General features: G+C 66.1%; 21 protein-coding genes, 1 tRNA gene and 1 pseudogene. 11 read left to right on the top strand and 12 right to left on the bottom strand.

All coding sequences use genetic code 11. From position 1 onward, the window contains the following. Positions 1 to 55: 55 nt before the first annotated feature. Positions 56 to 1237 carry a xylose isomerase gene (xylA, locus tag I6B53_RS00460; protein ID WP_216764325.1) on the bottom strand — a complete coding sequence of 394 codons (1182 nt, stop codon included), beginning with the start codon at positions 1235 to 1237 and terminating at the stop codon, positions 56 to 58. A gap of 131 nt (positions 1238 to 1368) precedes the next feature. Here xylA and I6B53_RS00455 point away from each other — a divergent pair, with 131 nt between their 5' ends. The 3 genes and pseudogenes from I6B53_RS00455 to I6B53_RS10995 all read left to right on the top strand — a co-directional run bounded on the left by I6B53_RS00455 (position 1369) and on the right by I6B53_RS10995 (position 3759). After that, complete coding sequence (locus I6B53_RS00455; RefSeq protein WP_216764324.1) at positions 1369 to 2631, top strand: ROK family protein; 1263 nt, start codon at positions 1369 to 1371, stop codon at positions 2629 to 2631. Positions 2632 to 2843: 212 nt separating this feature from the next. After that, positions 2844 to 3462 (top strand): annotated as a pseudogene (locus tag I6B53_RS11005) (Abi family protein); the annotation flags it as partial. A gap of 51 nt (positions 3463 to 3513) precedes the next feature. After that, entirely contained in the window at positions 3514 to 3759 is a 246-nt protein-coding gene (locus I6B53_RS10995) for a hypothetical protein (protein WP_253954048.1), read from the top strand. 176 nt (positions 3760 to 3935) lie between these two features. Here the strand turns inward: I6B53_RS10995 and I6B53_RS00445 are convergent, their stop codons facing one another. Continuing rightward, complete coding sequence (locus I6B53_RS00445; protein WP_216764323.1) at positions 3936 to 4829, bottom strand: CPBP family intramembrane glutamic endopeptidase; 894 nt, start codon at positions 4827 to 4829, stop codon at positions 3936 to 3938. 185 nt (positions 4830 to 5014) lie between these two features. On the opposite strand from I6B53_RS00445, the gene I6B53_RS00440 reads away from it, so the two are divergent. The 3 genes from I6B53_RS00440 (at position 5015) to I6B53_RS00435 (ending at position 7129) form a co-directional block, all read left to right on the top strand. Next, positions 5015 to 6031: a LacI family DNA-binding transcriptional regulator gene (locus I6B53_RS00440; protein WP_216764322.1), complete on the top strand. Its 1017-nt coding sequence runs from the start codon at positions 5015 to 5017 to the stop codon at positions 6029 to 6031. A gap of 308 nt (positions 6032 to 6339) precedes the next feature. Further along, positions 6340 to 6591 (top strand): putative adhesin, encoded by a 252-nt coding sequence (locus I6B53_RS11255; RefSeq protein WP_367880384.1) that lies wholly within the window; start codon positions 6340 to 6342, stop codon positions 6589 to 6591. Positions 6592 to 6646: 55 nt separating this feature from the next. Further along, on the top strand, positions 6647 to 7129 hold the full coding sequence (locus tag I6B53_RS00435) for a hypothetical protein (RefSeq protein ID WP_216764321.1): 483 nt from the start codon (positions 6647 to 6649) through the stop codon (positions 7127 to 7129). 244 nt (positions 7130 to 7373) lie between these two features. On the opposite strand, the gene I6B53_RS00430 is transcribed toward I6B53_RS00435, so the two are convergent. From I6B53_RS00430 to I6B53_RS00390, 9 genes are all read right to left on the bottom strand, one after another. Continuing rightward, entirely contained in the window at positions 7374 to 7937 is a 564-nt protein-coding gene (locus I6B53_RS00430) for an RpiB/LacA/LacB family sugar-phosphate isomerase (protein WP_216764320.1), read from the bottom strand. Beyond that, positions 7934 to 9001: an ABC transporter permease gene (locus I6B53_RS00425; RefSeq protein WP_216764319.1), complete on the bottom strand. Its 1068-nt coding sequence runs from the start codon at positions 8999 to 9001 to the stop codon at positions 7934 to 7936. The genes I6B53_RS00430 and I6B53_RS00425 overlap by 4 nt, the downstream gene beginning before the upstream one ends. Before the next feature lie 18 nt (positions 9002 to 9019). Further along, positions 9020 to 10090 (bottom strand): ABC transporter permease, encoded by a 1071-nt coding sequence (locus tag I6B53_RS00420; RefSeq protein ID WP_216764318.1) that lies wholly within the window; start codon positions 10088 to 10090, stop codon positions 9020 to 9022. Position 10091: 1 nt separating this feature from the next. Then, positions 10092 to 11603, bottom strand: coding sequence for a sugar ABC transporter ATP-binding protein (locus I6B53_RS00415; protein ID WP_216764317.1), 1512 nt, complete (start codon positions 11601 to 11603; stop codon positions 10092 to 10094). A gap of 116 nt (positions 11604 to 11719) precedes the next feature. After that, the gene (locus tag I6B53_RS00410; protein WP_216764316.1) at positions 11720 to 12781 is read right to left on the bottom strand and encodes an autoinducer 2 ABC transporter substrate-binding protein; all 1062 of its coding nucleotides are present in this window, start codon (positions 12779 to 12781) and stop codon (positions 11720 to 11722) included. A gap of 302 nt (positions 12782 to 13083) precedes the next feature. After that, on the bottom strand, positions 13084 to 14046 hold the full coding sequence (gene rbsK / locus I6B53_RS00405; RefSeq protein ID WP_216764315.1) for a ribokinase: 963 nt from the start codon (positions 14044 to 14046) through the stop codon (positions 13084 to 13086). Positions 14047 to 14190: 144 nt separating this feature from the next. Then, the gene (locus I6B53_RS00400) at positions 14191 to 14661 is read right to left on the bottom strand and encodes a response regulator (RefSeq protein ID WP_216764314.1); all 471 of its coding nucleotides are present in this window, start codon (positions 14659 to 14661) and stop codon (positions 14191 to 14193) included. Then, on the bottom strand, positions 14658 to 16808 hold the full coding sequence (locus tag I6B53_RS00395; protein ID WP_216764313.1) for a sensor histidine kinase: 2151 nt from the start codon (positions 16806 to 16808) through the stop codon (positions 14658 to 14660). Before I6B53_RS00395 ends, I6B53_RS00400 begins: the two co-directional genes overlap by 4 nt. 1 nt (position 16809) lies before the next feature. Further along, positions 16810 to 18270 (bottom strand): DASS family sodium-coupled anion symporter, encoded by a 1461-nt coding sequence (locus tag I6B53_RS00390; protein ID WP_216764312.1) that lies wholly within the window; start codon positions 18268 to 18270, stop codon positions 16810 to 16812. A gap of 153 nt (positions 18271 to 18423) precedes the next feature. On the opposite strand from I6B53_RS00390, the gene I6B53_RS00385 reads away from it, so the two are divergent. Both I6B53_RS00385 and I6B53_RS00380 read left to right on the top strand, forming a co-directional pair. Continuing rightward, on the top strand, positions 18424 to 19842 hold the full coding sequence (locus I6B53_RS00385; RefSeq protein ID WP_216764311.1) for a polysaccharide deacetylase family protein: 1419 nt from the start codon (positions 18424 to 18426) through the stop codon (positions 19840 to 19842). A gap of 96 nt (positions 19843 to 19938) precedes the next feature. Continuing rightward, positions 19939 to 20022, top strand: a tRNA-Leu gene (locus I6B53_RS00380). 408 nt (positions 20023 to 20430) lie between these two features. Here I6B53_RS00380 and I6B53_RS00375 read toward each other — a convergent pair. Next, the gene (locus I6B53_RS00375; protein ID WP_216764310.1) at positions 20431 to 23505 is read right to left on the bottom strand and encodes an integrin alpha; all 3075 of its coding nucleotides are present in this window, start codon (positions 23503 to 23505) and stop codon (positions 20431 to 20433) included. 629 nt (positions 23506 to 24134) lie between these two features. Between I6B53_RS00375 and I6B53_RS00370 the strand changes: the two genes are divergently transcribed. The 3 genes from I6B53_RS00370 to rarD all read left to right on the top strand — a co-directional run bounded on the left by I6B53_RS00370 (position 24135) and on the right by rarD (position 26044). Continuing rightward, complete coding sequence (locus I6B53_RS00370; protein WP_216764309.1) at positions 24135 to 24344, top strand: cold-shock protein; 210 nt, start codon at positions 24135 to 24137, stop codon at positions 24342 to 24344. A 271-nt stretch (positions 24345 to 24615) separates the two neighbouring features. After that, positions 24616 to 24837: a hypothetical protein gene (locus I6B53_RS00365; protein ID WP_216764308.1), complete on the top strand. Its 222-nt coding sequence runs from the start codon at positions 24616 to 24618 to the stop codon at positions 24835 to 24837. 214 nt (positions 24838 to 25051) lie between these two features. Continuing rightward, entirely contained in the window at positions 25052 to 26044 is a 993-nt protein-coding gene (rarD, locus tag I6B53_RS00360; protein WP_367880383.1) for an EamA family transporter RarD, read from the top strand. Positions 26045 to 26049 lie beyond the last annotated feature (5 nt).

The following is a 26049-nucleotide window of genomic DNA, read 5'->3' as shown; positions in this document are numbered from 1 at the left end:
GGGCGGGGCAGGGCCCCGGGGACTCCTTCCCCGAGGCCGCTGGCCTTCGCCGGTTTCAGCCGATGAGGTGCCTCATGGCGTGGTGGTACAGCTCGACGAAGTGGTATTCGCGTTCGCCGGCGGCGTCGGCGTCGAAGTCCTCGTAGGCGGAGCGGTCGGCCAGGAAGTCGGCCAGCGACTCGCCCTCGGCCAGCGTGGACTGACCCAGCTGGTCGATGGAGGCGGCCTTCATGAGCTCCTGGGTGCGCGGGTCGGCACGGAAGGCTTTGGCCTTTTCGGCCAGCATGATCCACATCTCCATGTTGGCGCGGGCGGACTCCCACACGCCTTCCATGCCTTCGGTGCGACTGGGCTTGTAGTCGAAGTGGATGGGACCTTCGTAGCGGGGACCGCCGTTGGGGAAGCCGTTGACCAGCAGGTCGACGGTGAAGAAGGCGCTGGACAGGTCGCCATGGCCGAAGACCTTGTCCTGGTCGTACTTCAGGCCGGACTGGCCGTTGAGGTCGATGTGGAAGAGTTTGCCGGCCTGCAGGCCCTGTGCCAGGGCGTGGGTGTAGTTGAGGTTGGCCATCTGCTCGTGTCCGACCTCGGGGTTCAGGCCCACCACGTCGCCGTTCTCGAGCTCGGCGATGAGGGCCAGGGCGTGGCCGACGCTGGGCAGGAAGATGTCCCCGCGGGGCTCGTTCGGCTTGGGCTCCAGGCCGATGCGCAGGTCGTAACCGCGTTCCTTGATGTAGGCGGCGACGGTGTCGAGGCCTTCCTTGTAGCGTTCGAGGGCGGCGAAGAGGTCCTTGGAGCTGTCGTATTCGGCGCCCTCGCGCCCGCCCCACATGACGAAGGTCTTGGCGCCCAGTTGGGCGGCCAAGTCGATGTTGCGCAGGATCTTGCGCAGGCCGAAGCGGCGGATGGAACGGTCGTTGTTGGTCAGTCCGCCGTCCTTGAAGACGGGGTGGGTGAAGGTGTTGGTGGTGACCATTTCAATGACCAGGCCGGCGGCGTCCGCGGCTTCCTTGACGCGCGTCACGCGGGCTTCACGCTCGGCGTCGCCGGCGTGGAAGTCCCACACGTCGTTGTCGTGGAAGGTGATGCCCCAGGCGCCGATTTCGCCGAGCTTGGCGGTGTACTCCCACGGGTCGAGAGTGGGGCGGGTGCCTGTGCCGAAGGGGTCGACGGCGTTCCAGCCGACTGTCCACAGGCCGAAGCTGAACTTGTCCTCGGGGGTGGGGGTCCGGGTCATTGTGTCCTCCGTGTGAATGCGCCCTGGTCGGCGGGAGCGGGGTCCTCGGGGCGCTCCTTCGCGTCCCTTCCGTCGACACAGACTTTAGTTGTGCTACAAAACTTACTTGCGGAACCAGCTATAGTCAAGACATGCCAGCCCGCAGAAGTGCACGGATCCCCGCATTCGGCACGCCCGACGTGTCTGCCAACCCCCTGACCTCCGGGGTGAGCGCCACCAGCCTGCGCGCCACCAACCTGTCCCTTGTCCTGCGCGAGGTCCTGGCCGCCGGCGACGCCGCCACCCGCGCCAGCGTCGCGAGCCGGACCGGCATCACCCCCACCACCGTCTCACGCCTGGTCGACGAACTGTTGAGCAAGGGCATCCTCTCCGAACTGCCCCCCGTTGCCGAGGCCACCCGCGGCCGCCCGGCTTCGCGCCTGACCGCAGCGCCGGGCCGGACAGTTGCCCTGGGAATGCAGGTCAACGTCTTCGGAATCGACGCGCGCCTGGTCGACCTGGCCGGCACCGTCCTTGCCGAAGCGACCGTCGAGGAGGACCTGGCCGGCTCCGACCCGCGAGAGGTCATGTCGACATTGGCACGCACCGCCCGCCGGGTCCTGGACGAGGGCGCCACTTCGACCTCGTTCCTGGTCGGCTCGGGCTTGGCCCTGCCGGGCATCGTCTCCCCCGAGGTCCTCACCGTGGCTCCGAACCTGGGTTGGCGCGACCTGCCACTGCGCTCCCTTCTTGAGCCCTTGGGCGAGTTGGCCCCGCGCATCGTCGCCAACGAGGCCGATCTGGCCGCATTTGCCGTCTCACAGCCCACTCCGGGGGTTCCATCCGGGCCCGCCTCCTTCATCTACGTCTCCGGCGAGGTCGGGATCGGCTCTGGAATCGTGGTCGACCATGTGCCTCTTGTCGGCGCGAATGGCTGGGCGGGCGAGCTCGGCCACGTGTGTGTCGACCCGCACGGGCCGGTGTGCTCCTGCGGCGCCTCCGGGTGCCTGGAGGCCTTCCTCGGCCACCGGGCATTGATTGCGCGCGCCGGTCTGCCACAGGGCGCCACCACCCGGGATCTGCTGGCCGCCCTCGCCGCGGAAGGGGAATCCGGGCCGGTCCACGACGCCATCGACGAGGCCGGGGCGGCGCTCGGTCGAGCTCTGTCGACGGCGATCAACTTGGTCGACATTCCCTTGGTGCTTCTCGGCGGCGCCGTCGGCGAGCTTGCCGAGGCGATCGCACCGGCGACTTTGGCCGAAATTCGGGTGCGCACCCTGCAGGCTCCGTGGATTCCGCCGCACATCGAGGCCGTGCCCGGATCGACCTGGCTGTCGGTGACGGGTGCGGCCCACCGTATCCTGCAGGGCCTTGCCCAGGACCCGCTGGCATGGACGGGTTCCATCAGCGCCTGACCCGCGCAGCGCACAGATACGATCGACCGGATTGCTCGTTCCGAGGACCTTGACGGCCGCGTGATGCCTCGGGTGAGGATCTCTGGATCGCAAGGGCCGTTGTCCCCTCCGGGCCAGACGAGGTAGCATGGGCTCCGACATGACCGGTTCCGCTACCCGCCTGTGCGGGAGTCCAGGGCCGGTCCTTGCTTTGCAGAAGGGCGAAGGCGGGCATGGCACACGCAAAGCAGTTCAAGACCTACTCTGAACAGGTCGAACTCCTGCGAACACGTGGGATGCACATGGAAGACGACATTCGCGCCGAGCACCTTCTTGCCCGACTCAACTACTACCGCCTGTCGGGATACTGGTATCCGATGCGTCGATTTTCCCCCGAGAGCGACTCGGCACTGGATGAGTTCGTCGAGGGCGCATCATTTGAGTTGGCGGTCGCCCTCTACGAGTTCGACGAGCGTCTGCGACATTGCGTGTTCACAGAGCTGGATCGCATCGAAATGGCAGTGCGCACAATGCTGGGACACGAACTGGGGCGCATCCACCCACTGATTCACCTGGACGCAAATCGTTTGGCGGCCTTGGCCAATCAACGCCGAAGAGACGGCCGCACGAAGTATGATGCATGGCTGGGAAAGTTCAAGGCTGCGGTCGGAAAATCACAAGAGGATTTTGTCCGACACCACGAACGGAAATATGGCGGAGAGATTCCCATCTGGGTTGCCGTCGAGATCATGGATCTGGGGAATGCTCTCCCATCTCTACGAAATGTCTCCGAATCGAGTTCGTGACAGCATTGCCGATCAGTGCGAATTGCGTTCCCCACAACTCGCCTCATGGCTCAGGTCACTGAACATCCTGAGGAATTTTGCCGCACACCACGCGCGGATGTTCAACCGCGTATACGGCTTCAAGCCCAAGTTGAGCAACGACAAGCGACTGACCCCACTGGCAGGAACAATGGATCGGGCCTTCGGACAGTTCACACTGATCCAGTACTTGCACCGTCAACTCGACCTGTCCTCCGCAGATCGTTTGCCGGAACTCCTGGCCACCTACCCCCAGAACCCCATCGTTCCTTTGAGTCGAACAGGAGCTCCTGAGGGCTGGAGAGAACTTCCCCTCTGGACCTGAAGCGCGTCGCGTACCGGTCTGCCGCAGGGCACCACCTCCAAGGACCCGCTGGCATGGACGGGTTCCATCAGCGCCTGACCCGCGCAGCGCCCCGAGGGGCCTTCTGGCCACCTCCGGCCCGACCGTCGCAGCAGGGTGACGAGGTCGGCCATCGAAGCGGCGCCCCGCCTGTGCGGTCAAGCCTGCGAGGCCTCGGAACCATTGCCCCTCTGGCGCCACCTGTTCCACACCAGGACTGACACACCGACCAATGCCCACAGGAACCCGACCGTGACCCACGTGGACGGTTGCCTGGGGACCCCGAGGAGATGGGCCAGCAGGTCCTCCGCCATGAGCATCCCCCCGTGCACACCGATCGCGGGCCACACCGAGCCGCTCACTTCGCGCACCGCCATGGCGGCCGTCGCAAAACCGATGGTGCCGATGAGGTAGACGAAGCGCTGGGCAAGCCCGTGTTGTCCGCCGCTGGACATCAGGTGCATGACGGTGAAGGTCAGGACACTGAGGACTGCGGCCACTCGTGTGGAACCGGCCGAGGAGTAGAACCATCCGCGCCAGATGGTCTCCTCCGGGATGGCGGCGAAGAGGAACGCCATGGAGATCGCTGCAGGGAGCCGCACCCAGTTCCTTGCGGACTCGGGTAGTGCCGTCATGGGATCTGCCACCGGGGCGCTCAGGCCCAGGAGAGTCAACACCCCCGCCGTGAGGCACAGGATGACAATCGCGACCGCGACCATTGCGGCAGTCCAGGCCAAGGCGCGACGGTCTGGCCGCAGACCCAGGTCGACCCGCCTCCCGCGATCCACTGTGCGCATGAGCAGATGCAAGCCGATGAGTGCGGTGACCGTCGGGACGGCGCACACCACACAGGTCACCGCACTCATGACCGCCACGCCCAGCGGGCCGCTGCCCAGAGGCGAGGTGGAGAGTCTGGTCAGGCTCCCGATGCCGGGAATGAATGTGACAAGAGCAGGAGACCCGGCGGCGATGAGTGTCAGAACGGCAGCGATCAGGAGCCGCCCCGCAATGCCGGCGAGGCGCAGCGACAGGTCATTGAGCGTGGAAGACATGCGATGACGCCAGGTTCGATCCGGCCGCCTTTCCAGAGTTTCCGGCGTGAATCAGGGGAAAACAGGGGCCTTGCCCGACGGTCTCTCGGGGACTGCCCCGAGGAGGCCTCCCGGGCGCTCGCAGCCCGGCCCTTGTCCTCCGAGAATTCGCAGATCCACTGCGACGGCGGGGCTACCATCGGGGCATGAGCAGCGACGAGCGGTCCCGCCCCAGACTCGTCGATGTCGCACGCGAGGCCGGAGTGTCCGTGTCCACCGCCTCGCGGGCACTGGGCCGCGGCTCGGAACTGATCGGGGCCACCACCCGCGACCACGTGCGCAAGGTCGCACGGCGCATGGGCTACCAAGTGAACCCCATCGCCCGATCGCTGCGCCTGGCGACCACCGACTCCATAGGCATGGTGGTCCCGTCGATCTCGAACCCCTTCTTCATGGAGCTGGTCGAGCAGGTCGAGCACCACTTGGCTGCCCGCGGGCGGAACCTGCTGCTCACCGATTCGCGCACTTCGGTCACCACTGAGGACAAGCAGCTGCGTTCCTTCGAGTCGGGACAGGTCGACGGGTTGTTGGTCGTGCCGTGCCACCAGACGTACTCAATGCCCGCCGTGGAGCGGACCAGTGCCGTGGTCCCCACCGTGTCGCTCGACCGACGGGTGCACGGGCTGGACCTTCCGACGGTGGGTGTGGATGACCCTCACGGGATGCGCACGATCTTGGACCACCTGTGCGAGCGCGGCGCCCGCCGCATCGCCATGCTGGCCAACACGGGCACGGAGCTCTCCTCCGATGTGCGTGTGGCTGCGACCCGCTCCAGCGCCGCCGAGTTGGGAATGGAGTTGGCCGACGAGGACTGCATGGAATGTTCCTTCTCCGTCCAGGCCGGGGCTGCGGCGGTGGCCGGGATGCTTCGACGAGGGCGACGCCCCGATGCGGTGGTCTGCCTGAACGACCTGCTGGCCATCGGCGCGATCACCCAGTTGCGGCGCGAGGGGATCGCCGTGCCGCGCGAGGTCATGGTCACCGGTTTCGACGACATCCAATTCGCATCCCTCATGCGCCCCTCGATCACGACGCTGCGCCAGCCTTTGGGTGAGATCGCGCGGATCGCCGTCGAAGCGCTGCTCGGCGGGAACCTGGACGCCGGCCACACGCGCGTGCGGGGGACCTTGGTGGTCCGAGAGTCGACGCTCACGCAGCCCTGAGCCGCGCCCTGTCGTGCCCCGCGCCCGACCTTGCTTCCAGGTGCAAGACGAGAGATCCGTGCCAGTTCACCGCTTGGGTCCTCATGCCCGTGCGTTCTCCACCGCGCCAACTGCACTCCGGATCCAGAGCGTCATCAGTGGCGCTGTTCACAAAATCCCAATATCTTCATTCATGAAGACCGCATGTCGTCCCAGACGACACCTTCGATCGATTCCGAGAAGCATGGGGGGCGGGTGGACATGGGTGAACCACGGACGACCGACGATGTGAAGTTCGACTTCGCGGCAGCTACGGATCTGGCAGCGCAGTGTCGCAGCGCGAAGTCGCGGGTGGATGCCCTGCACGGATCACGCGTGGGCTTGGTTCAATGGAGAGTCACGGCCTTGGGGAAACTGTTCCCGATTACATTTTGTCGCCGGATCCGAACCTGAACATCAAGGGAAATCCACTGACCGTCGCATCGGACACTCGATTGTCCACTCTTGTCAGCAATGCTCCCGGAAACCACGACTGGGCCGCTTGCAGATCACATGTCGACCCTTCGATCCACCAACCATGATCGCCTCGTCAAACAACTTCACCCTTCAAGAAGGACATGCCCGAAGGGAGACACAATGCCACACATTCCTGACGGAACCCCCATGGAGTTGGGCGAGCCTCTGCCATGGCGCCCGTCCTTGTGGGACCGGATTCGAGGACGAGGGCGAGAGCCCGAGGTGACATTCACGTGCATTCGCGCCTTCGGTTGGCTCAGTGCCGAGCACACCTTCCCCACGGGCAAAGTACCCGCAGGCCTCCTGGAAACTCTTGAGGAGGCCGCCCGTGAACGCGTGTGGGGCATCCGCTGCTACTACACCAGCGATTTCGCGCCCGGAAAGCCGATGCCCCTGATCTATCGGAGCACGAACGGCACTCTTCGACTGGGGGACGCCGGCCTGTTGGTGGTCGATGACGAGGGCCAACCGTGGGTGGCACCGAACCTGGTCCTGCACTACGTGCGCGACCTCGGCTACCTACCGCCTTTCACTCCACACCTTCCGTCATGGGAGATGTTGGCGGCTGTGCGCCGCCTTGATTCGCCGCCGCCCTGCAAGTGACCGTTCGGGCACACCGCTGTGCATGCAGCGCCATTCGAGAGTGCGGCACCGGCGAAGAAGGACCGGACGGTGCCACAGGTTCCCGAGGGCGCCCCCATGGGGTCGGAGCGGGTCCTGCCGTGGTGTCCGTTCCTGTGGGACCGGTTTCAGGGACGAGGAGGAGGGCGGGAACCGGCGCGCCTGTGAGACTTCCACGAGGCGCTTGACCGGCGCCCGCCCTCGTCAACGGGTCAGACGCGCCGGCTCAGTACGCCAACCCCACCGGCTGGGGGGCCAGCACCGCGGACTGCGGGTTGGGCACCTCGAAGCCGTTGGCCTTGTAGGCCTCGTAGTCGAAGTGCTCGCACTCGTCGAAGCCGATGCGGTGGTACTCGTGGAAGCCTTCCCAGTCCTCGTAGCCGCTGCCCAGGGTCGACTCCAGGAAGGCGTCGGCCATGGCCATTGCCGCAGGCGGCGCCGTCCAGAACGCGCCCATGGCCAGCAGGTTCGCATTGTTTGCGGCAGCCGCTCGCCGCGCCGCCGGCAAGGACTCGGCCACGGCGGCGTGCACGTGCGGCACCTTGGAGGCGGCGATGTGGATCCCCATGCCCGTGCCGCAAAATGCCAAGGCCCTCTCGAACTCGCCCTCGGCGATCTTGGCGCCCAGGGCGAAGCCGACCCGGTGGTACATGGGAGCGGTGTCGATGTCCGGGGTCAGGTCGGTGACGTGCCAGCCCCGCTCCTCCAAGTGGGCCTTCACGGCCTCCTTCAGGGGGAATCCGGCGAAGTCTGCGCCGACGACGACGTGCTTTGACCTGATGGTCTTCATGACTTGTTCCTTCCGGGCAGGAAACGTTCCAGGGGATTGCGGATGTTCATCTCGTTGACCGTGATGACGAAGAGCAGGACTGCTCCCCAGATCAGCGGCCGGTAGAAGTTGGAGATGCCGGAGAACATGTTCAGGCCACTGGACAGGACCTGCAGCATGAGGATCGACAACAGGACGCCGAGCAGACGCCCCTTTCCTCCATTCGGGTTGACGCCGCCGAGCACCACGATGAGCACCGTGAGCAGCGTGTAGGTGGCGCCGTAGTCCGCCTTGGCGGAGTTGTAGTTGGCCAGCATGACCAAGCCGGCCATTGCCGCGAGCACACCCGACATGACGTAGGTGCGCACCAGCAGCGAGGAAATCTTCATGCCTGAGAATCGCGCGGCCGTCTCATTGGTGCCGAGCATGAGGATCTCCTTGCCGAAACTGGTCAGGGCCAGCAGGGCACCTGCGACCAGCGCACACAGGATGAAGACGATGAGCGCCATGGGCACCACGCCGCCGATCTTGGCGGCGAAGACCGCCCCGTAGGCTTTCGGTACACCGGAGACGGGTTTGCCTCCGGTCAGGACGATCGCAATTCCACCGAAGAGTTCCAGCGTGCCCAGTGTGGCCAGGATGGCCGGAATCTTGAGTTTGGCGATGAGCAGGCCGTTGATCGCCCCGCAGACGATTCCGACGACCAGGGCCGTGCCCAGCGCGATCGCAACCGCCATCAGCGAGTTCGTCGCCGAGACTTCCGGCGTGAGCACCGCCCGCAGTGTCAGCGCCGTGCAGATGGCGGTGACATTGGCGATGGCGACGACCGACAGGTCGATGCCGGCGGTGAACATCGTGACCATGACGCCCAGCGCCATCAGCCCGAATTCGGGGAACTGGACGGCCATGGAGGTCCACGTGCGTCCGGAGAAGAACGCTTGGGGGCGCACGGCCGCGAAGAAGATGAGCAGCGCGATCATGACGACGACCAGTCGCGCACTCCACGGGTCACGTTCCCAGAAGCGCAGGGCCTGCGTCCGCGAGGGCGAGGCTGCGCGTGGTGACTTCGAGGTTGAGGTTTCCATCGTGTGTCCTTGCCTTCCTCACGCCGCCGTGATCCGTCGTCCGCGTGAGCGGGCGACCTGGACCGCGGAGACCCCGGTTCCGACGATGATGAGCAGACCTAGGGCGAATCCCTGCCAGAAGGTGGGGATGCCGGTGAGGATCATCGAGTTCTGGACGATGACGATCAGTGCCGTGCCCAACATGACGCCGGTGAGGGAGCCGGTGCCGCCGGTGATGGCGGTGCCTCCCAGGACGACGGCCGCGATGACCATCATCTCCATTCCCAGCAGGTTGGTCGGGTGCATCTGGCCCATGGCACAGGTGCGGACCATGCCGGCGATGGCGGCGATGACGCCGACCAGGACGTAGAGCCAGAAGCGGATGCGCTTGACCTTGAATCCGGCGCGCTCGGCGGCGGCCTCGTCACCGCCGATGGCGAAGATCCCCCGGCCGAACATGGTCCGGCGGGTGAGGAACCAGGCGCCCGCCACCACGGCCACCAGCAGCAGGAAGCTCATCGGCAGGACCGAACGCAGGCCCGAGGTCGTGTTGGTGGCCTCGAAGAGTTCGGCGGCGCCGAAGGCCGCCATGGACTGCGGGATGTTGGGGATCTGCACCGAGTTCAACGCGCCTTGCATGACTCCGCTGAACACGTTGGCGGTGCCCAGGGTGATGATCAGGGTCGGCACGGTCAGTCGCGCGGTGAACACTCCGTTGAAGGCTCCCAGCAGCGCTCCCAGGCACATGGCGATGGCGAAGGGCACGATGACGGGTCCTGCGAATCCGCTGTCGACCAGGACGCGGGTGGTGGCGTAGACCGCCAGCGAGGCCAGTGCCGGGAAGGACACGTCGATGCCTCCCGACACGATGACCAGGTGTGCGCCGACGGCGAAGATGCCGGGCACCACCATGGCGCCGGCGATGTCCACCAGGTTGTTCGCCGTGAAGAACTGTCCGGAACGCACTTGGATGACCAGGGCCAGCACGATGATGACGACGAAGACCCAGAATTCGTTGGTGCGCCAGAGTCTGCCCGTCCACTTGGACAAGGGGCCGGCAGCGGCTCGGGGGGCCCGGGTGGGTGTCGAGGCCGCGGATGCGGTGCTCATGTCAGGCAACTCCTTCCACACCTGCGTCGCTGGCCATGATTTCCGCCAGCTGCTTCTCGCTGGTGGTGGCCGGGTCGACGGAGGCGTCCAGGCGTCCGCCACGCATGATGAGGACGCGGTTGCAGTTGGTCAGGACTTCGGCGATGTCGTCGGAGATGACGACCACCGCCATGCCTTGTTTGGCGAGGTTCTGCAGGATCGTGTTGATCGTGTACTTCGACCCGATGTCCACGCCCACGGTGGGCCCGTTGAGGATGAGAACCTTCGGCCGGGTGGCCAGCCACTTGGCCAGCACCACCTTCTGCTGGTTGCCGCCCGAGAGGGTGTTGACGGCATTGTGCGGGTCGGGGGTGGCCACGGCCAGGTCCTTGACCCACTTGTGTTGTTCGGCTTCCAAGGCGGCGAAGTCCAGCGCCCCCAGTCCCTTGGCGAAGGAGTGCAATTCGGAGATGACGATGTTGTCGCCGATGGAGCGTTCGAGGAACAGGCCTTCGGTCAGTCGGTCCTCGGGCACGTAGGCGATTCCTGCGGCAATGGCGTCCCGGATGGTGGTGAGGGTGACGGGTGTGCCGTCGACGATGATCGTGCCCGAGTCGGCCTTCATCGCCCCGAACAGGCTGAGCGCCAATTCGGTGCGTCCCGATCCGAGCAGACCCGTGATTCCCAGGATTTCACCTCCGCGGATCGAGAAGCTCACGTCCTCGAATGCGCCCTGCATCGTCAAGTCCTCGACCTGGAGGGCGGGGCGCTCGGAAAGTTCACCGACTTCGAAGCGTTCGTCGGTGAAGTCGCGGCCCGTCATGTGCTTTGCGAAGCTCTTGCGGTCCAGTTCGGCGCTGGGGCAGGTGATGACCTTCTTGCCGGAGCGGATGATGGTGAAGCGTTCGGAGATCTCGAAGACTTCTTCCAGCTTGTGGGAGACGAAGAGGATGGCGATGCCGCGTTTTTGCAGGTCGAGGATGATCTCGAAGAGCTTGGCCACCTCTTTCTTCGTCAGGGCGGTGGTGGGCTCGTCCATGATGATGAGTTTGGCGTCGCTCATCAGGGCCCGGCAAATGGCCACCAGTTGCTTGTCGGCGACCGACAGGTCCCCGACTTTCGCGTCGAGGTCGACCTCGAAGCCGATCTTGCCGGCGGCCTCTGTGGCGATGGCGCGGAAGCGCTTCCAGTTGACGAGTTTGCGCCCTGCGGCCACTTCGGTGGTCAGCGCCAGGTTCTCCATGACGGACAGGTTGGGGAAGACGGCGAAGTCCTGGTAGATGACCTGAACTCCTGCGGCGATGGCCTCCAGCGGGGTGAGTTTGGACCAGCTGCGCCCGTCGATGACGATCTCGCCCTCGTCGGCCTCGTACACGCCGGAGACGACCTTGATGAGTGTGGACTTGCCCGAACCGTTCTCGCCGGCCAGGCAGTGGATCTCCCCCGGGTTGATCTCCAGGTTGATGTCCTGCAGGGCGTGGACGCCCTTGAAGGATTTGGAGACGTGGGAGACGGTGAGGAATGGGGTGACCATGGGAGGAGTTCCTTCTCGCTCTTGGGGTCTGTGGTCCGGCAGGTGCGGCCCCGCCCTCGTCCCCTTTTGACGAGGACGGGACCGCGCGTCGGTTCCGGATGGGGTGCGGAGGAGTCTCAGAAGCCGAGGTCGGCGACGTTGTCCTTGGTGATGGTGATCCAACCGTTGCCTTCGAGGACCTTGGTGGAGCCTTCGGCGAACTTCATGCTCTCGTAGCCCTTGACGCCCAGGTCGACGCCGTCCTGGATCTCCTCACCCTTGAGGACCTTGGTGGCCAGCGAGGCCATCGCGTAGCCCGCGTCGGCCGGATCCCACAGGGTCAGGGCGTGGACCAGGTCCTTCTGGAGAATCTCCTTGTTGGCGTCGGGCATGCCGGTGCCTGCGGTGAAGACCTTGCCCTTGAGGCCCAGTTCCTCGATGGCGCGGGCAACGCCGGGGGCGTCGAAGGAGGAGGTGCCCATGATGCCCTTGACCTCCGGGTACTTCTTCAGCAGCTCCTTGGCCACCTGGTAGGCGGTCTCGCCATTGTCCTGGGATTCGACCCGGGGTTCGGCCTCGAGCAGCTTCATCTTCGGGTAGGCCTTCTTGGCGTGCTCGACGCCGCCGTCCGCCCATTCGTTGTGGGAGGCGTTGGTCACGTGGCCCACCATGGTGGTGTAGACGCCTTCCTCACCCATGGCTTCGGCCAGGTTGTCCATGATGAATGCGCCGTATGCGGCGTTGTTGAAGGCTTCGATGTCGTACTGGGTGTTCTCCTGTGAGGCGCCCTCGTGGGTGATGACGACGATGCCGGCGTCCATGGCCTCCTTGAGGACGGGCTCGATGGCGCCCGGGTCGACGGGGACCACGCAGATGGCGTCGACACCCTGGGCAATGAGGTCCTGGATGACCTGCGCCTGCATGGTGGCGTCGGTCTCGGCGGGCCCCTTCTGGTAGACGTTCATGCCGGTTTCTTCGGCGTACTTCTTGACGCCGACCTCCATGCGGACGAACCACGGGTTGGTGGCGTCCTTGGGCACGACCGCGATGGTGTAGTCGCCGCCGGCCGCCGAAGCGCCGCTGGCGGTGCCACTGGCCGCTGACTGGGTGGCGTCTCCGCCGCCGGCGCAGGCGGTGAGCCCGAGGCTGAGAGCAGCCGTGAAAACGATTGCACTGACTGCAAGGCTACGTGGCTTCATGAGTGTGTCTCCTGCTCCTCATCGACATTGATGGGTTCGACCCGGCGCGCCGGTTGCGCCCCGGATCAGGTGGTGAAGTGTTCGCACTCCCCTCCGGACCTTCCACCATCGTCGGTGGGGGTGAGCCGGAGCGGGTCACGAGTACGACGGGGATCAATCTACCTGAGCGTCGATGACGTGGACCACATTCCGACGAAGCGTTGTGCAATCGTTACCAGAGAAGTACGCAGCCGCTTCCGGCTTCAATGAAATGGTGCACGATCAGGACATTTCACCCGAGTACGCGGCCAAGGCCCGCCGGCTCAGGCCGTGCGCCCGCAGCCTCGGGCCAGGCCCCGGGCACTGCACCACTGGTCGAAGGTGTCGGCATCCGGGTACGAGGTCTGCGTACCGCGTCCGGTCACCGACAGGGCCGCGTAGGCATTGGCCGTGGCCAAGGCCTGCGGCACCGCGTCCCCCCGTGTCAGGCAACGCGCGAAGCACCCGATGAAGGCGTCGCCTGCGCCGGTGGTGTCCACGGCCTCGACCTGGACGGAAGGCACCAGCGCCTCCTCCAACAGCGCCCCGTCCTCGTCCCCGTGCAGCCACAGGACTCCCCGGGAGCCCAGGGTGACCACGACATGTCGGCACCCGCGACGCAGCAGCACCATTGCCGCCTCTCGCACCTGGGCCTCGTCCTCGACCGGCATTCCGGTGAGCAGCGCAAGCTCGGTCTCGTTGGGCATGACGTAGTCACACCTGGCGGCCCACTCCAGGTCCAGGTCGGGGCTGGCCGGCGCCGGATTGAGCAGCACCGGCACGCCCAGGCGGTTGCCCAGGTCGATGGCGGCCAGGACGGTCTCCATCCGGATCTCCAGTTGCACGACGATGAGACGGCACTGGGCGATCCTGTCGGCGGCCGCTTCCAAGTCCTCGGGCGCCAGACCATTGTTGGCACCCTTGACGATGATGATCCGGTTGTGGGAATCGGGGTCGACGAAGATGGGGGCCACCCCGGAGGTGCCCGGCACCTGCTTGACCAGGTCGATGCCGATGCCATTGGCCCGGTAGTTCTCCAGGGTCATCGAGGCGAAGGCGTCGTCACCCACGCAGGTGACCATGAGGACCTCGGCCCCCAGGCGCGCAGCGGCCACCGCCTGGTTCGAACCCTTTCCTCCGCAGCCGATGGAGAAGTCGGGGGCTTCGATGGTCTCCCCGTCGACCGGCATGCGGGTGACGTAGGTGATGAGGTCGACATTGTTCGACCCGATGACGGCAATGTCCATGGTGCCCCTCTCCGTCGAGGTGTCCGAAAGCGTGCCACCCACGCTATCGCAACCGTTTGCACAATGTCGGGCTTCGAGGTTCGCCCGACTCGCGGCCCACGAGGGCCACACGACCCGTGGCGATCGGTGCGGGTCGCGCACGCCTCAGCGCAGAGCCTCCATGACCCGTACGCCGTCCAGGACCGGAAGGTAGGGCAACGGCGGCACACCCCGGTCCAGGACGTAGGTGGTCAACTGGTCACGGACCACCACCACCAAGTCCTGCGGGTTCCACGGCTTGGCCACGTAGTGGTCAAGACCGGCCAGGTTCAGAGCGCGAATCGTGTCGTCCTGGTCGGCCTGTCCGGTGACCAGGACCGTGCGCACCCCTTCGAAGCGTTCATCGGCGGCAAGTTCGACCAGGAAGTCCACGCCGGAACGCCCCGGCAGTCGATGGTCGGAAAGCACCAGGGCCAATTCGTCCCCATCGGCCAAGACGGCGTCAATGGCCGCCCAGGCGTCGTCGACGTCCTCGGCGGTCTCAAGTCGCACGTGCGACCAGAAGCATTCCAGGTCACGTTCCAGTGCCTCACGCACCTCGACCTCGTCCTCGACGGACAGGATTGCCAGGCTCATCGTTCCTCCTTCATGGGACGCACATCCAGTGCAACGGTCGTCGACGGGGGCAGGCCCCCACGCGAAGGTCCGTGGACCGTGGCGGCGCCGACCTGCGGCCCCGCGCCGTCCGAGTCGATCGTGCCAGCCCCGAGGGCTCCTCGTCCCGAGGACAGGCCGGCCGATCCGCCCCGGTCCCCGCCGGCCCCGTCCAATGGCAGGTGGATGAGGATGCGGGTGTCCCCCGGGCGCGACTCGATCCGCAGGTCACCCCCAAGGTCGGTGACGATGGAACGGCAGATCGACATGCCCAGCCCCAGCCCGTAGCGGACCCTTCCGGCCTTCGTCGTGAAATGCGGTTCGAAGATGCGTTGAACCAGTTCGGGCGGGATTCCCGGCCCGTTGTCGCGAATCTCCACCAAGATCGTGTCCCGGCCCTCGGAGTCGCGCCCGGGCGCCACCCGCACATGGATCCGGGCGGGCACGTTCTGGCCGCGGGCCGGCGCGCGCCCGGCCTCGGCGGCATCGGCGTCCCCGTCCTCGATGGCTTCGGCGGCATTGACCAGCAGATTCGTCCACACCTGCTGGAGTTTGCCCGGGTGCGCCATGATCGGCGGGCAGGGGGCGAAGTCGGTCTCCACCTCGATGCCGTGCAGGCGATGGCCCGTCAGACGCAGGACGTCCTCGACCCCTGCCGCGACCTCCACCCGGCCGACCTGGTCGGCGTCGGGCCTCGCGTAGCCCTTGAGGGAGGCAGTCAACGCGATGACCCTCTCGGAGGCGGCCAGTACGGACCTGAGGGACGATCCCACCCGCGCACCCGCCTCGATTGCCGCCAACTCCTGTTCGGGCCGCGAGCGCAACTCCTTGGCCCGGGCGGCATCACCCACACCGGCCTTGACCAGTCGGCGCGCCAAGGCGCGGTCCCCGCCCACTGCGGGCAGCACTTCGGCAACCAGTTGCCTCTCGGCTGCAGTCGAGCGCGGCGGAGCCGTGAGCGCCCGCTCCAAGGATGTCCGCGCCGGCGTGGTCTGGGGTGAGGCACCCAGGAGCTCGCCCACGTCCTTGCCGAGGAATTCGGCGGCACGCACCAGCGCGGTCACCGGGTTGTTGAGTTCATGGGCGATTCCGGCAGAGAGTTCGCCGAGCATGGCGAAACGGGTCTTGTCGACCAGTTCCTCGCGGGTGGCACGCAGGGCCTCCAGGGTCCGCGCGAGTTTGGCGCGCTCGGCCTCCAGGTCCGCGGCCAGCAGGTCCTTTTCGACGTGCAGGTCCTCGGCGCGCATGAGGCGTCGGGTCAGGGACTGGATGGCCAGGACCGCCAGGATGCTTCCGACTTCCGGCCTCGCAACCAGGACGGCGCGCAGCTGCTCGTTGGACATTCGCACCACGGTGGTGGGTTCGGAGGTGGTGGCGGTGAAGAAGGCGGCCTCACCGCAGGCGATGGAAACCAGGCCGATGAGGGGCCCGCTGGTGGCGTGATGCAGCAGGAGCTCCCCACGCTCGGTGTCGCGATGCAGGCTCACACTGCCGTCCAGGACCAGCAGCACCGCGGAGATCCGCTCCCCCTGACGGGTGAGGTCCACCCCGGCATCCACACGGATGCGAGGTCGGGGCCCCAGCACCGCCTCGACCCCGTCGAGCAGGTGGCGCATGACCTCGACCTCGGGCAGATCCAGCCCCGTGAGCAACGGCCCCTGGACCGCCGAGGGCGGCGGCGGGCCCACCAGGGCCAGGATCCGGTCCTGGCCGAGGCCTTCCTCCTGCAGGTGCCGCAGGATCACCGCGTGACACTGCCCGAGCATCAGCGGGACGTTCCACGGCACGGTGATGACCGTCCACAAGCGACCTTCCTCCAAGGCGCGGTCGACGTCGTCATGGAGTTGGCGGGTGGTGACCACCAGCCACTTGGTGTCGGCCAGTGCGGGCAGGTCGGCGCACACGTCCAGGACGGCGTCCACGTTCCCGACCTCTGAGGTCACCACTCCCAGGGCCACGCATTCATCGGCTGCCAGTGTGGCCACATGACCCGGAACCTGCTCCGCCCTCGCCACATGGTCGACCAGGACGTGGTCGAAGACGGAGGACAGTTCGTCGACGACGGCACCCGCCACGCCCTCGGAGTCGTCGCCGAGGACGAGGATCCGCACCCGGGCGACCCCACCCACGTCAGTTCACCCCCACCAGCGGCCATGTCAGGGGCGCCAGGACGGCCAGCAGGATCACACCCACCACTCCGACGACCACACCGACCAGCGCCATGTCCTTCGTCGGCGTGGTGCCCGTGGCGTAGGCGATGGCATTGGGCGGGGTGGAGATCGGCAGACACATGCCCAGGGAGCAGCCCAGGGCCAGGACCATGGCGACCTCCGCCTGGGAGGAGGAGATCGAGATGGCCAGTCCGATGCCCATGGGGATGAGGAGATTCGCCGAGGCCGAGTGCGAGATGACGTTGGAGACTCCCCATCCGACCAGCCCGAGGACCAGGACCAGGAGCATGACGGGAACCGCGTTCCAGGCAATGGATCCGATCAGCCACCCGTCCAGGCCGGTCTCCCCCACACCGGCTCCCAGGGCGATGCCTCCGGCCACCAGCCACAGGACCGGCCAGTCCAGGGCCTTGACGTCCGAGCCGTCCATGACGCCGATGACCAGCAGGGCCACCACGGGCAGGAAGCCGACCGTGTTGGAGGAGATGCCGTGCAGGGGCTCGGTCATCCACAGGAGGATCGTCACCGAGGCGACCACGTAGAAGACCACGGCCTTGGGGCTGGTGTCGAAGCGGGCGCTGGTGTCGATCTCGAAGCGGATGTCCCCGGGTACGTAGCGCCACACGATGAACAGCCAGGACACGGCCAAGGTGATGAGCATCAGGGGGCAGGCGGCCAGCATCCACTGGAGGAAGGACACATGGTGACCGTGTTCCTGCAACGCACCCAGGGCGATGGCGTTGGGGGGTGTGCCCACGGGGGTGCCCATGCCGCCGACATTGGCGGCCACAGGGATCGACAGGGCGATGCCCGTGCGCGCCTTTCCTTCGGGCAGGGCCCCGATGACGGGCATCATGACGGCGAACATCGTGGCGGTGGTGGCCGTGTTCGACATGAACATGCTCATCAAGGCGGTGATGAGCATGATGCCCAGGATCGTCGTTCGCGGGGACCCGAGGAAGGGTTTGAGCAGGACCGCCGACAGGGCCCTGTCCACGCGGTACTTGGCGGCACCGTCCGCCAGCATGAACCCGCCCAGGAACAGGATGATCACCGGATTGGCCAGCGCCCCGAAGAAGGTGGTGGCCTTGGGTGCTTCCTCCGTCACGGGCAGCAGGGCCTGGTTGGAAACAAGCAGCACTTCGAGGAGGATGACGAGGACGGCGGTGGCGGCCAGGGGAATTGCCTCGGTGACCCACAGGAGGATGGCGGCCAGGAAGATGCCGAACATGCGCGATCCTGCGGCGTCCAATCCGGGGATCTGGACGAACATGCAGATGAGCACGGCAAGGGCGGCGCCGATCCTGCAGACGGTCTTGACCCGGTCGATGCGCCGCTTGCCGGCGGCGGTTGCCGGCGCGCCGTGCGGTGCTTGGCGGGCGGAGACGTCGACGCGTTTTCCACGGGTGGTTCGGGCCATCGGTGAGCACCTCACTGTGCACAAGGGGTCCGGTCGACATTGTCGACCAAGCGAACACGTCGAATGTTATCCCCGCCACACGGGTGAAAGTATGACGGAGGACCCACGGGTTGTGGAGATTCGGATTGAGGATCACCTAAGGTGACTTGTGTGATGTCAGAGCTTCTCCAAGATCATTCCCTTTCAGCACCCCGACGGGCCTTCACCCTGACCACCGTCGTCGCCCTGGTCTGCGCGACACTGACGGCGTGCTCCGCGCTCGACGGACTCGACCTGCCCTGGGCCTCTCCTGCAGCTCCGGCCCAGTCCACCCCGGAGGAACTCATCCGGACCTGGGCGAGCCTGGACGCCGCCCCGTCCGCGTCCCTGGCGCGCGAGGACATGCGTGACTCCTGGCTGCGCGGAGTCGAGTCCCCGGTGTCGGGTCACTGGATCTCCGGCATGAATCTGCCCGCCGTGGACGAGGCCGCAAAGGCGACCATCACCGAACTCGGCGAGGGGAAGGGCTCCGTGCAGTGGAGTGTCCCGCTGGCTTCAGGAGCGATCCTCGCGCAGCGTTTCGTCCCGGACTCCCACGCCAAGACGGCCACGCTGTGGATCGACACGGCGGCCGGCACGGTGACCCCTTCGGCGGACCTGCTCTCCTCGGGTGCCTCACGCCGTCTTGACGAGGTCGCCGCAGCGGTGCAGTCCGGAGGAGCCCTCGGCGCACACGTGTCGACCTCGGACGTCATGTTGCGCGCGGACGGGTCGATGACGGTCACGACGCCCTCGTCGGCGGGGCCCCAGAGCGTCCCCGACGGAATGACGATCCGCATCGACGCCGCCCACACGCCCGAATTGCTGAGTCCTCGCGGCAAGGAGATCCTCGAGACGGTCAAGGCCGCTCAACCCTTCTCGGGTTTCCGGGTCAGTTCCATCGATGCCGAGGGGCACATGGGGACCATCCCCACCGAGGACGTGGACTGCACGGTGGCCAAGTGCATCGCGTTGACCTTCGACGACGGACCGCAGTCCTCCACCACGGTGCCGCTGCTGGACATCCTGGCCGACAAGCACGTCCACGCGACCTTCTTCCAGATCGGTCGGAGCATTCCCGGCAATGAGGAAATCCTCAAGCGGATGATCGCCGAGGGGCACACCATCGGATCCCACACCGAGACCCACCCGGACCTCACGACGTTGTCGGGTGACGGGGTGCGCGAAGAGGTCACCTCCGCCAAGCAGAAGATCATCGATGTCACAGGTGCGACCCCGACCCTCATGCGCCCGCCCTACGGTGCGCTGAACCGCAGGGTTCGCAACATCCTGGCCGAGACCGGGGACGCCGTGATCCTGTGGGACGTGGACACGCTGGACTGGAAGACCAGGGACACCCGGGACATCATTCGGCGCGCCCTTGGCGGCGCCCACCCCAATGCCGTGATCCTCATGCACGACCTGTACCCGACGACCATCGCCGCCGTGCCGGAGATCATCGACTCACTGCGCGAACAGGGCTACACGATCGTGTCGGCGCGGACGCTGCTGGGGCCGGTGGAACCGGGGAAGGCCTACGGCTTCTCGGAATGAGTTGCCGCGTGGAGCTTCGATGTGAGCGGCCTCGCAGTGGCCGACCGACACACGGTTTGACCCTTGGGTGAGGAACCTCGTATTGTTGCTCTGCACGCGCGAGTGGCGGAATAGGCAGACGCGCACGGTTCAGGTCCGTGTTCCAGTGATGGAGTGGGGGTTCAACTCCCCCCTCGCGCACGGTGTGGGGCCCCGAGACATCATTGATCGATGTCCCGGGGCTTCGCCGTTCCGGGGTACCGGCCGGAACGTGCTCCGGAGTTGGGGTTGGGCTGGTTCCATTGCGGGGGATGAACACTCCCGAATGTCCCACCTGCAACCGGATGATCCAGCACAGGGCAGCCCCGAACACCTGCACGACACGCCCCAGGCTTTCGAAACCTCACCCAACACCCTGACCATCGCACCACGGGGCTCGACTCATCGCAGCCGGTGCCCCTTCGGGTCGAGGTTCCGACTCCTGGGCGGTGTCGGGCCGAAGTGGCCCGACACCGCCCGTTGATCCCTTTCCTCCGGTCCTGGGGACAGCGATGACACCGTTGAACGGTACTCACTTCGGAAGGAGGAAGAATCCTCCCCGAGGAGTCCTCATTCCCTCCGGGCGGAGCGACCGAAGCGCACACCGGAGTGCAGCGCCACCGCACCCCCGGCAAAGACGATCAGTGCGAGCATCAGCACCCCGGACGAGTATCCGGTCCGAGCCAGGGCCGAATGGGCATGTTCGACCTTCGAGGTTCCGCTGCCCGCGGATCCAGCATTCGGACCAGCGTCGGCACCTGGAGTCGGCGGGAGCGGTTTCTTCCCCGATTCCCCATCGTCCGGACCGGCTCCGGTCGCCCTCACGCGCCACGCCATGATGTGTGCGGTGTGAGCATATCCTTGGACGTCCTTCGCGGCATCATCGATGACTCCATCCCCGCCCACGGCGACCGTCGGCGCGCCCAGGACTTCCCCGACGAAGGCGACAGCCCGGCCGAATCGGGCCATCGGCCCGCTGGAGTCGATGCGCTCAGTCTTGACCTCGTCGACGGAACGCGCACCCGTCAGGAACTGGTCGACCGACACGAGGAAGGCTGCCCCGCTCCTGTCATTCAGTCCTGGCGCCCCGATGACGAGCAGCGGGGAGGCACCCTCCTGGACCAACGCATCGACTCCGTAGCCGAAGCCCGAAGCCGCCGCATCTTTCGGGCCGGTGAGGATCGAGACCCGCGGGGAGGAGTCACCGGGGACAAGGGGGGAGATCACGACGTCCTCGACTCGAGTGCCGACGAGGTTCCGCTCGCCGTGGACGAGGGCGACGCCGCCGGGGGTCGTGTGGATCAACGCACCGCCGTCGAAACCGATCACGAAATCGCCGGTTCCGTCTCCGTCGACATCACCCACGGGAGCGATCGAGTTGCCCGCTCCCAGACGGTGGGAGGCATCGAAGGGCATCGTCAGCGCATGACCGACGCCGTCCTGCCCTGCTGTGATTCGCCGCCTGTCGGAACCGTAGACCACCCAGGCCTTGCCCGGAACCCGATACTCGGAGTCGAAGTGTTGGAAATCGGACACGACGTAGTCGCCCGTACCGTCCCCATTGACGTCTCCGACAGCGGCGAAGGCGTTCATCGTGTGCCCGCTCGGGGTGTCGATCCTTGTCAGGATCGCCGGATCCTCCCGATCGAGATCCTTCAGGTCGACCGGAGCACCGTCCTTCTTGCCCTTGACGACAAAGGCTGAGCCCTGTGATTCGCCTTCTCGTCCCGCAGCGTAGGTCGCGTTGCTCACGATGAATCCGAGTTCCGCCAAGCCGTCACCATCCACATCGCCGATGCGTGTCACCTGGAAACCTCCGGAGCCCTTGGAGGGCAGGTCCACGAACCAGCCGTGCGCCGGGTCAAGGGAGTTGAGATCGACCTCGCTCAGATGGGTGCCCCCGAAGAGGACCCAGACTCGCGCCATCGTGTGCGAGCCGAAGGCGATGTCATCGACACCGTCTGCGTTGACGTCTCCGAGGCAGGCGACGGACAGGCCGATGGTGGCGTCCACCGCAGGGTCCGAGGTCTCCTTCGGGCCATTGATCCGGATCGTGTCACCCGATTCGAGGATCTTGCCGGGCGTCCCTCCGGGGATGATCTCGATCTGTCCGGTGACGTTGAAGACCCATCCCTTCGTGTCCGTGCTCTCGGAGTAGAAGGGGTCGTACTTCCATTCAGAGCGCACGACATTGCCCGAGACGATGTCGTCCTTCCCATCACCGGTGACGTCGCAGCGGCCATGGGCGAGCGCGCCGCCCAGTCCTGAAGTGAATTCTCCGAGCCAGGATTTCTTCTCGACCGTGTCGATGGGGACGAGTCCGGGTTCGGCCTTCGGAGTGGGTGGCGCGGGAACCTTGGGGGTGGGCAGGTCCTTGGGATTCCGTTGCGGGTCGGATTGGTGACTCATGTCAAGGGTCCACAGGTCGACACGTCCACGCCGATCCATGGTGACCAGTCCGGTGAGTGGGTCGTCGCCACGGCGGGGGATGATGGCCGCGCCTTCACCGGAGGTCGCCTTCTCACCCTCCTGAGAGGTGATGAGGGTGTGCTGCGAGGAGGGGATGTCGGCGATGCCGAGACCGGAGTTCCAGTTCTTCGTCAATGCCTTCAGGGAGATGACGAGCCCGCCGGAGTGCTCTCCGTCGTTGGGGCGTCCCACGAAGAGCGCTCCCGCTTCGGCACCTCCGTCAATCCAGACCAGTGATGATCCCAAGCGTGTACCCAGAGCTTGGCGCAGAAGGAAACCAGCGCTCTCCTCGGCCTCGTCGACAATCGGATCAGAGGCTGACGAGGCGGTGTTGACGCTGATCGTGCCTTCTTCAGGGGTGTGGACGAGGGCGACGGCACCCCTGTCGTCGTTCGCGGTGGGAGCTCCGATGGCGAGATCAGGGATCGAGTCTCCGTTGATGTCCGGGATGACGCTGATGGCGTGCCCGAAGTCGGAGTCGGCGACGTCCTGGATGGTGCGCCTGACTCGTTGGAAGCGTGCGTTGGAAGCGTCAACGGGGGCGATCTGAACGGATCGGGTCGCAGGTGTCCCGATGGCGAGTTCACCCTCGGAGGTGTCGATCGGGGTGATCGTCACCCCTTGGGACCCGTCGAGGCTCCAGGTCCTGTGCTCGATGTCGGAGAGCACGAGTTCACCGGGGTGAAGCCGCGCCACGGTGAGGATGTGAACCGCTGTGGGGGTTCCGATCGCGAGGGAAGAGCGTCCTTTCGTCGGACCGGGCGACACTGCGGTGACGGATTCCCCGATCTGCACCGTGGTGACAAGGCTCGGAGCCATGGTGTCAGTGCCTGCGGCGTAGATGCGGACACGCGTTCCATCGGCGACGGCAAGGGCGCTCCGGTCCGAGTCGGCGTCGTGGATGCAGGCTGCCGCACTGGCAAAGTCCGTGGCATCGACAGGTGCGGGGGTCTTGAGAAGAGCCTCCTGCTCGGCAAGAGGTTTGAGAACCTCTTCGGAGGCACTCCCGTAGGGGATGTAGGGGAGGACGTTGACCGAGCTTCGATTCACGAGGGTGAGGTCGGCCTTCCCGTCACCGGTCATGTCGCATGCACTGGGAGGAAGTGTTCCCCCGTCGGTGTAGGCGACGCGGTCGGTCTTTCGGATGACGTCGCCGTATCGAGAGGGGTCGATCAAGGACCACTTGGGCTCGTTCGAATCAGCTCCGCCGGCTCGTTTCTCCGGCTCGGCGTGCGCAGGGAGTTCGAGAGCAAGGGGAAGGAGGAGGCCGAGGGCGAGCGCTGCGCTCAGGGCTCGCCCTCGACGGGGGCGCTGTGATGTTGTCATACTTCTCCAGTCATCGGATCAGGGCGCACTCAGGATACTTAGGTCGCCCTAAATCCTCATGGAGGGATTCGTCACTTTCCAGGTCAGAGCAGACGTCGCTCGCTTCACAGGACAGCCATCGGGAGCGCGATTCCAAGAATGGGGAGAACGTCGGCGCACCTTCCCGGAGATCCGAAACCTCGTACTCGGAACGTCCTTCCTCCCGCACACCCGAGCCGCCATGCGACAGAGGCGAGTTCGATGAAGGCGAGAGGCGCATCGCGACAGTTGCGCCAAGGGTCTTCCCCTGCCGGATGACCGGGCTGACGTGGACTCCCTGCCGCTACGGCACCACTGGCTGTAGGGTGGGTCGTGTAGTTCGACAGTTTCATTGCAGTGCATGCGGAATCCGGGTGGTTGCAGGGAGGTTGCGAGACTATGTCGGTTCCGACCGGAGCCGACCCGCGCCCATCCAGGGCCAACCTGATAGGAAGCACGCCATGACCATTGGTGTCGTCAAATGGTTCAACGACGAGAAGGGCTACGGCTTCATCACTCCCGATGACGGCTCCGCCGACGTCTTCGCCCACTTCTCCAACATCCAGCAGGAGGGCGGCCGCCGCACCCTCTTCGAGGGCGAGAAGGTCGAGTTCGAGATCACACAGGGCCCCAAGGGCCTGCAGGCCGAGGGAATCGTCCGCCTGGGTTGAGCCCGGCGGTCTCCACGACCTCGCACGCCCCCGCCCCTTCACCGGCTCCGCACCGGGAAGGGCGGGGGCCTTCCTCATCGGCACGATGAGCACCTGACCACGTGGTGCACATGACACCCTCCAGGCTGAAAATCGTTGCAGAAAACCGCGTACACCGTCGTAGGATCGACCTGCGTCCTGACGAGGCCACCTGGTCGGGACCCGCAAACTGACACGCTGCCGTGCGGGGCACGGTCAGTGCCACCGCCGGCACTGACCGAAAGGAAATCCCATGCGACACATCGTCGATCCCAAGCCCACCACCCCCGCCTGGAACTACGCGGCCCAGATGGGCGCCGCCATCGTCTACACCCTGGTCCTGGCCCTCATCGCCGGCATCGGCGCCCTGCAGATGGGTTCACCCGTCGCCGCCGTCCTGGCCCTGGTCATCGCCCTGGCAGCCCTTGCCTTCGTTCCCACCGCCATGGCCAAGTACACCCAGAGCCGAGCCTGAGACGCTCCCGGGGCGCGCAAGGACGCGCGCCCCTGACAGTGGACCCACCACGATCCGCTCCAACCGAAAATCGAGCGCGAAGCCACCGGGGCTTCGCGCTCAATCCATTTCGGCACCGCCCATCCGGCCTCGGCCCGCCGAAGGGTTCACCGCACACCCGCCTTCACGTGGTCGAGCCTTCACTGCCCATTCGACGTGCAAGTAGTCTTTCCCCGTGAGCTCCACCCCGGAACCCGTCCCGCCCGCCTCCGCACCTGACCCGGGTCCCGCGCGGGCGGCATCCCCCACGATCTCGACCCTACTGGCCATCAGCACCCACCTCATGTGGGGCTTCTTCCCCCTCTACTTCGCCCTGCTGACCCCGGCCGGAGCCCTTGAAGTCATCGTCCACCGCGCCGTGTGGGGCTTGGCATGCTGCCTGCTGGCCCTTGCCCTGACCCGACGCCTCCCCCACCTGCGCGCAGCGCTGCGGGACCGCGCCCTGGCGGGCCGACTGTCCTTGGCGGGATTCCTCGTCGTCATCAACTGGACGGTGTACGTCCACGCCATCCAATCCGGACACACGGTGGACGCTGCCCTAGGCTACTTCATCAATCCCCTGTTCACCGTGGCGCTGGCACTGGTGGTCCGGCGCGAACGGATCTCCTGGTGGCAGAAGGTGGCGCTTGCCCTGGGGGTCGTGGCCGTCGTGGTCCTGGTCGTCGGACTGGGGCGCCTGCCGTGGGTCGCTCTGGCCCTGGCCGGAGCCTTCGGCCTGTACTCCCTGGTGAAGAAGGGAGTTGCCACACGCGTCGGACCCATCGAAGGCATGGCGATCGAAACCGGGGCGGTCACCCCCGTGTTGCTGGCCTACTTCGCGTACCTGGTCGCCACGGACTCCACGTCCTTCCAGACTCTGACCTCCGGAGCCCCAGGACCTTCATGGCCCGCCCACCTGGCTCTGCTCATCGGTGCGGGCGCCCTCACGGTCTTCGTCCTGGCGATCTTCGCCAAGGCCGCCCAAGGCCTTCCTCTGGGAATGCTCGGCTTCATCCAGTACATCTCACCGACCATGCAACTGCTGATCGGTGTTTTGGTCTTCCGCGAGCACATGGAGCCGGTCCGGTGGATCGCCACCGGCATCGTGTGGCTGGCCCTGGGGTGCCTGAGCATCGACGGGCTGATCGCCATTGGCCGGGCACAGCGCCTACGGGCCCGCGCCGCCTGAGGCGG

This window comes from Schaalia sp. 19OD2882 (assembly GCF_018986735.1).
Classification (GTDB): domain Bacteria; phylum Actinomycetota; class Actinomycetes; order Actinomycetales; family Actinomycetaceae; genus Pauljensenia.
The sequence above is the reverse complement of the archived record's forward strand: the minus strand, read 5'-3'. Positions and strand labels throughout refer to the sequence as shown.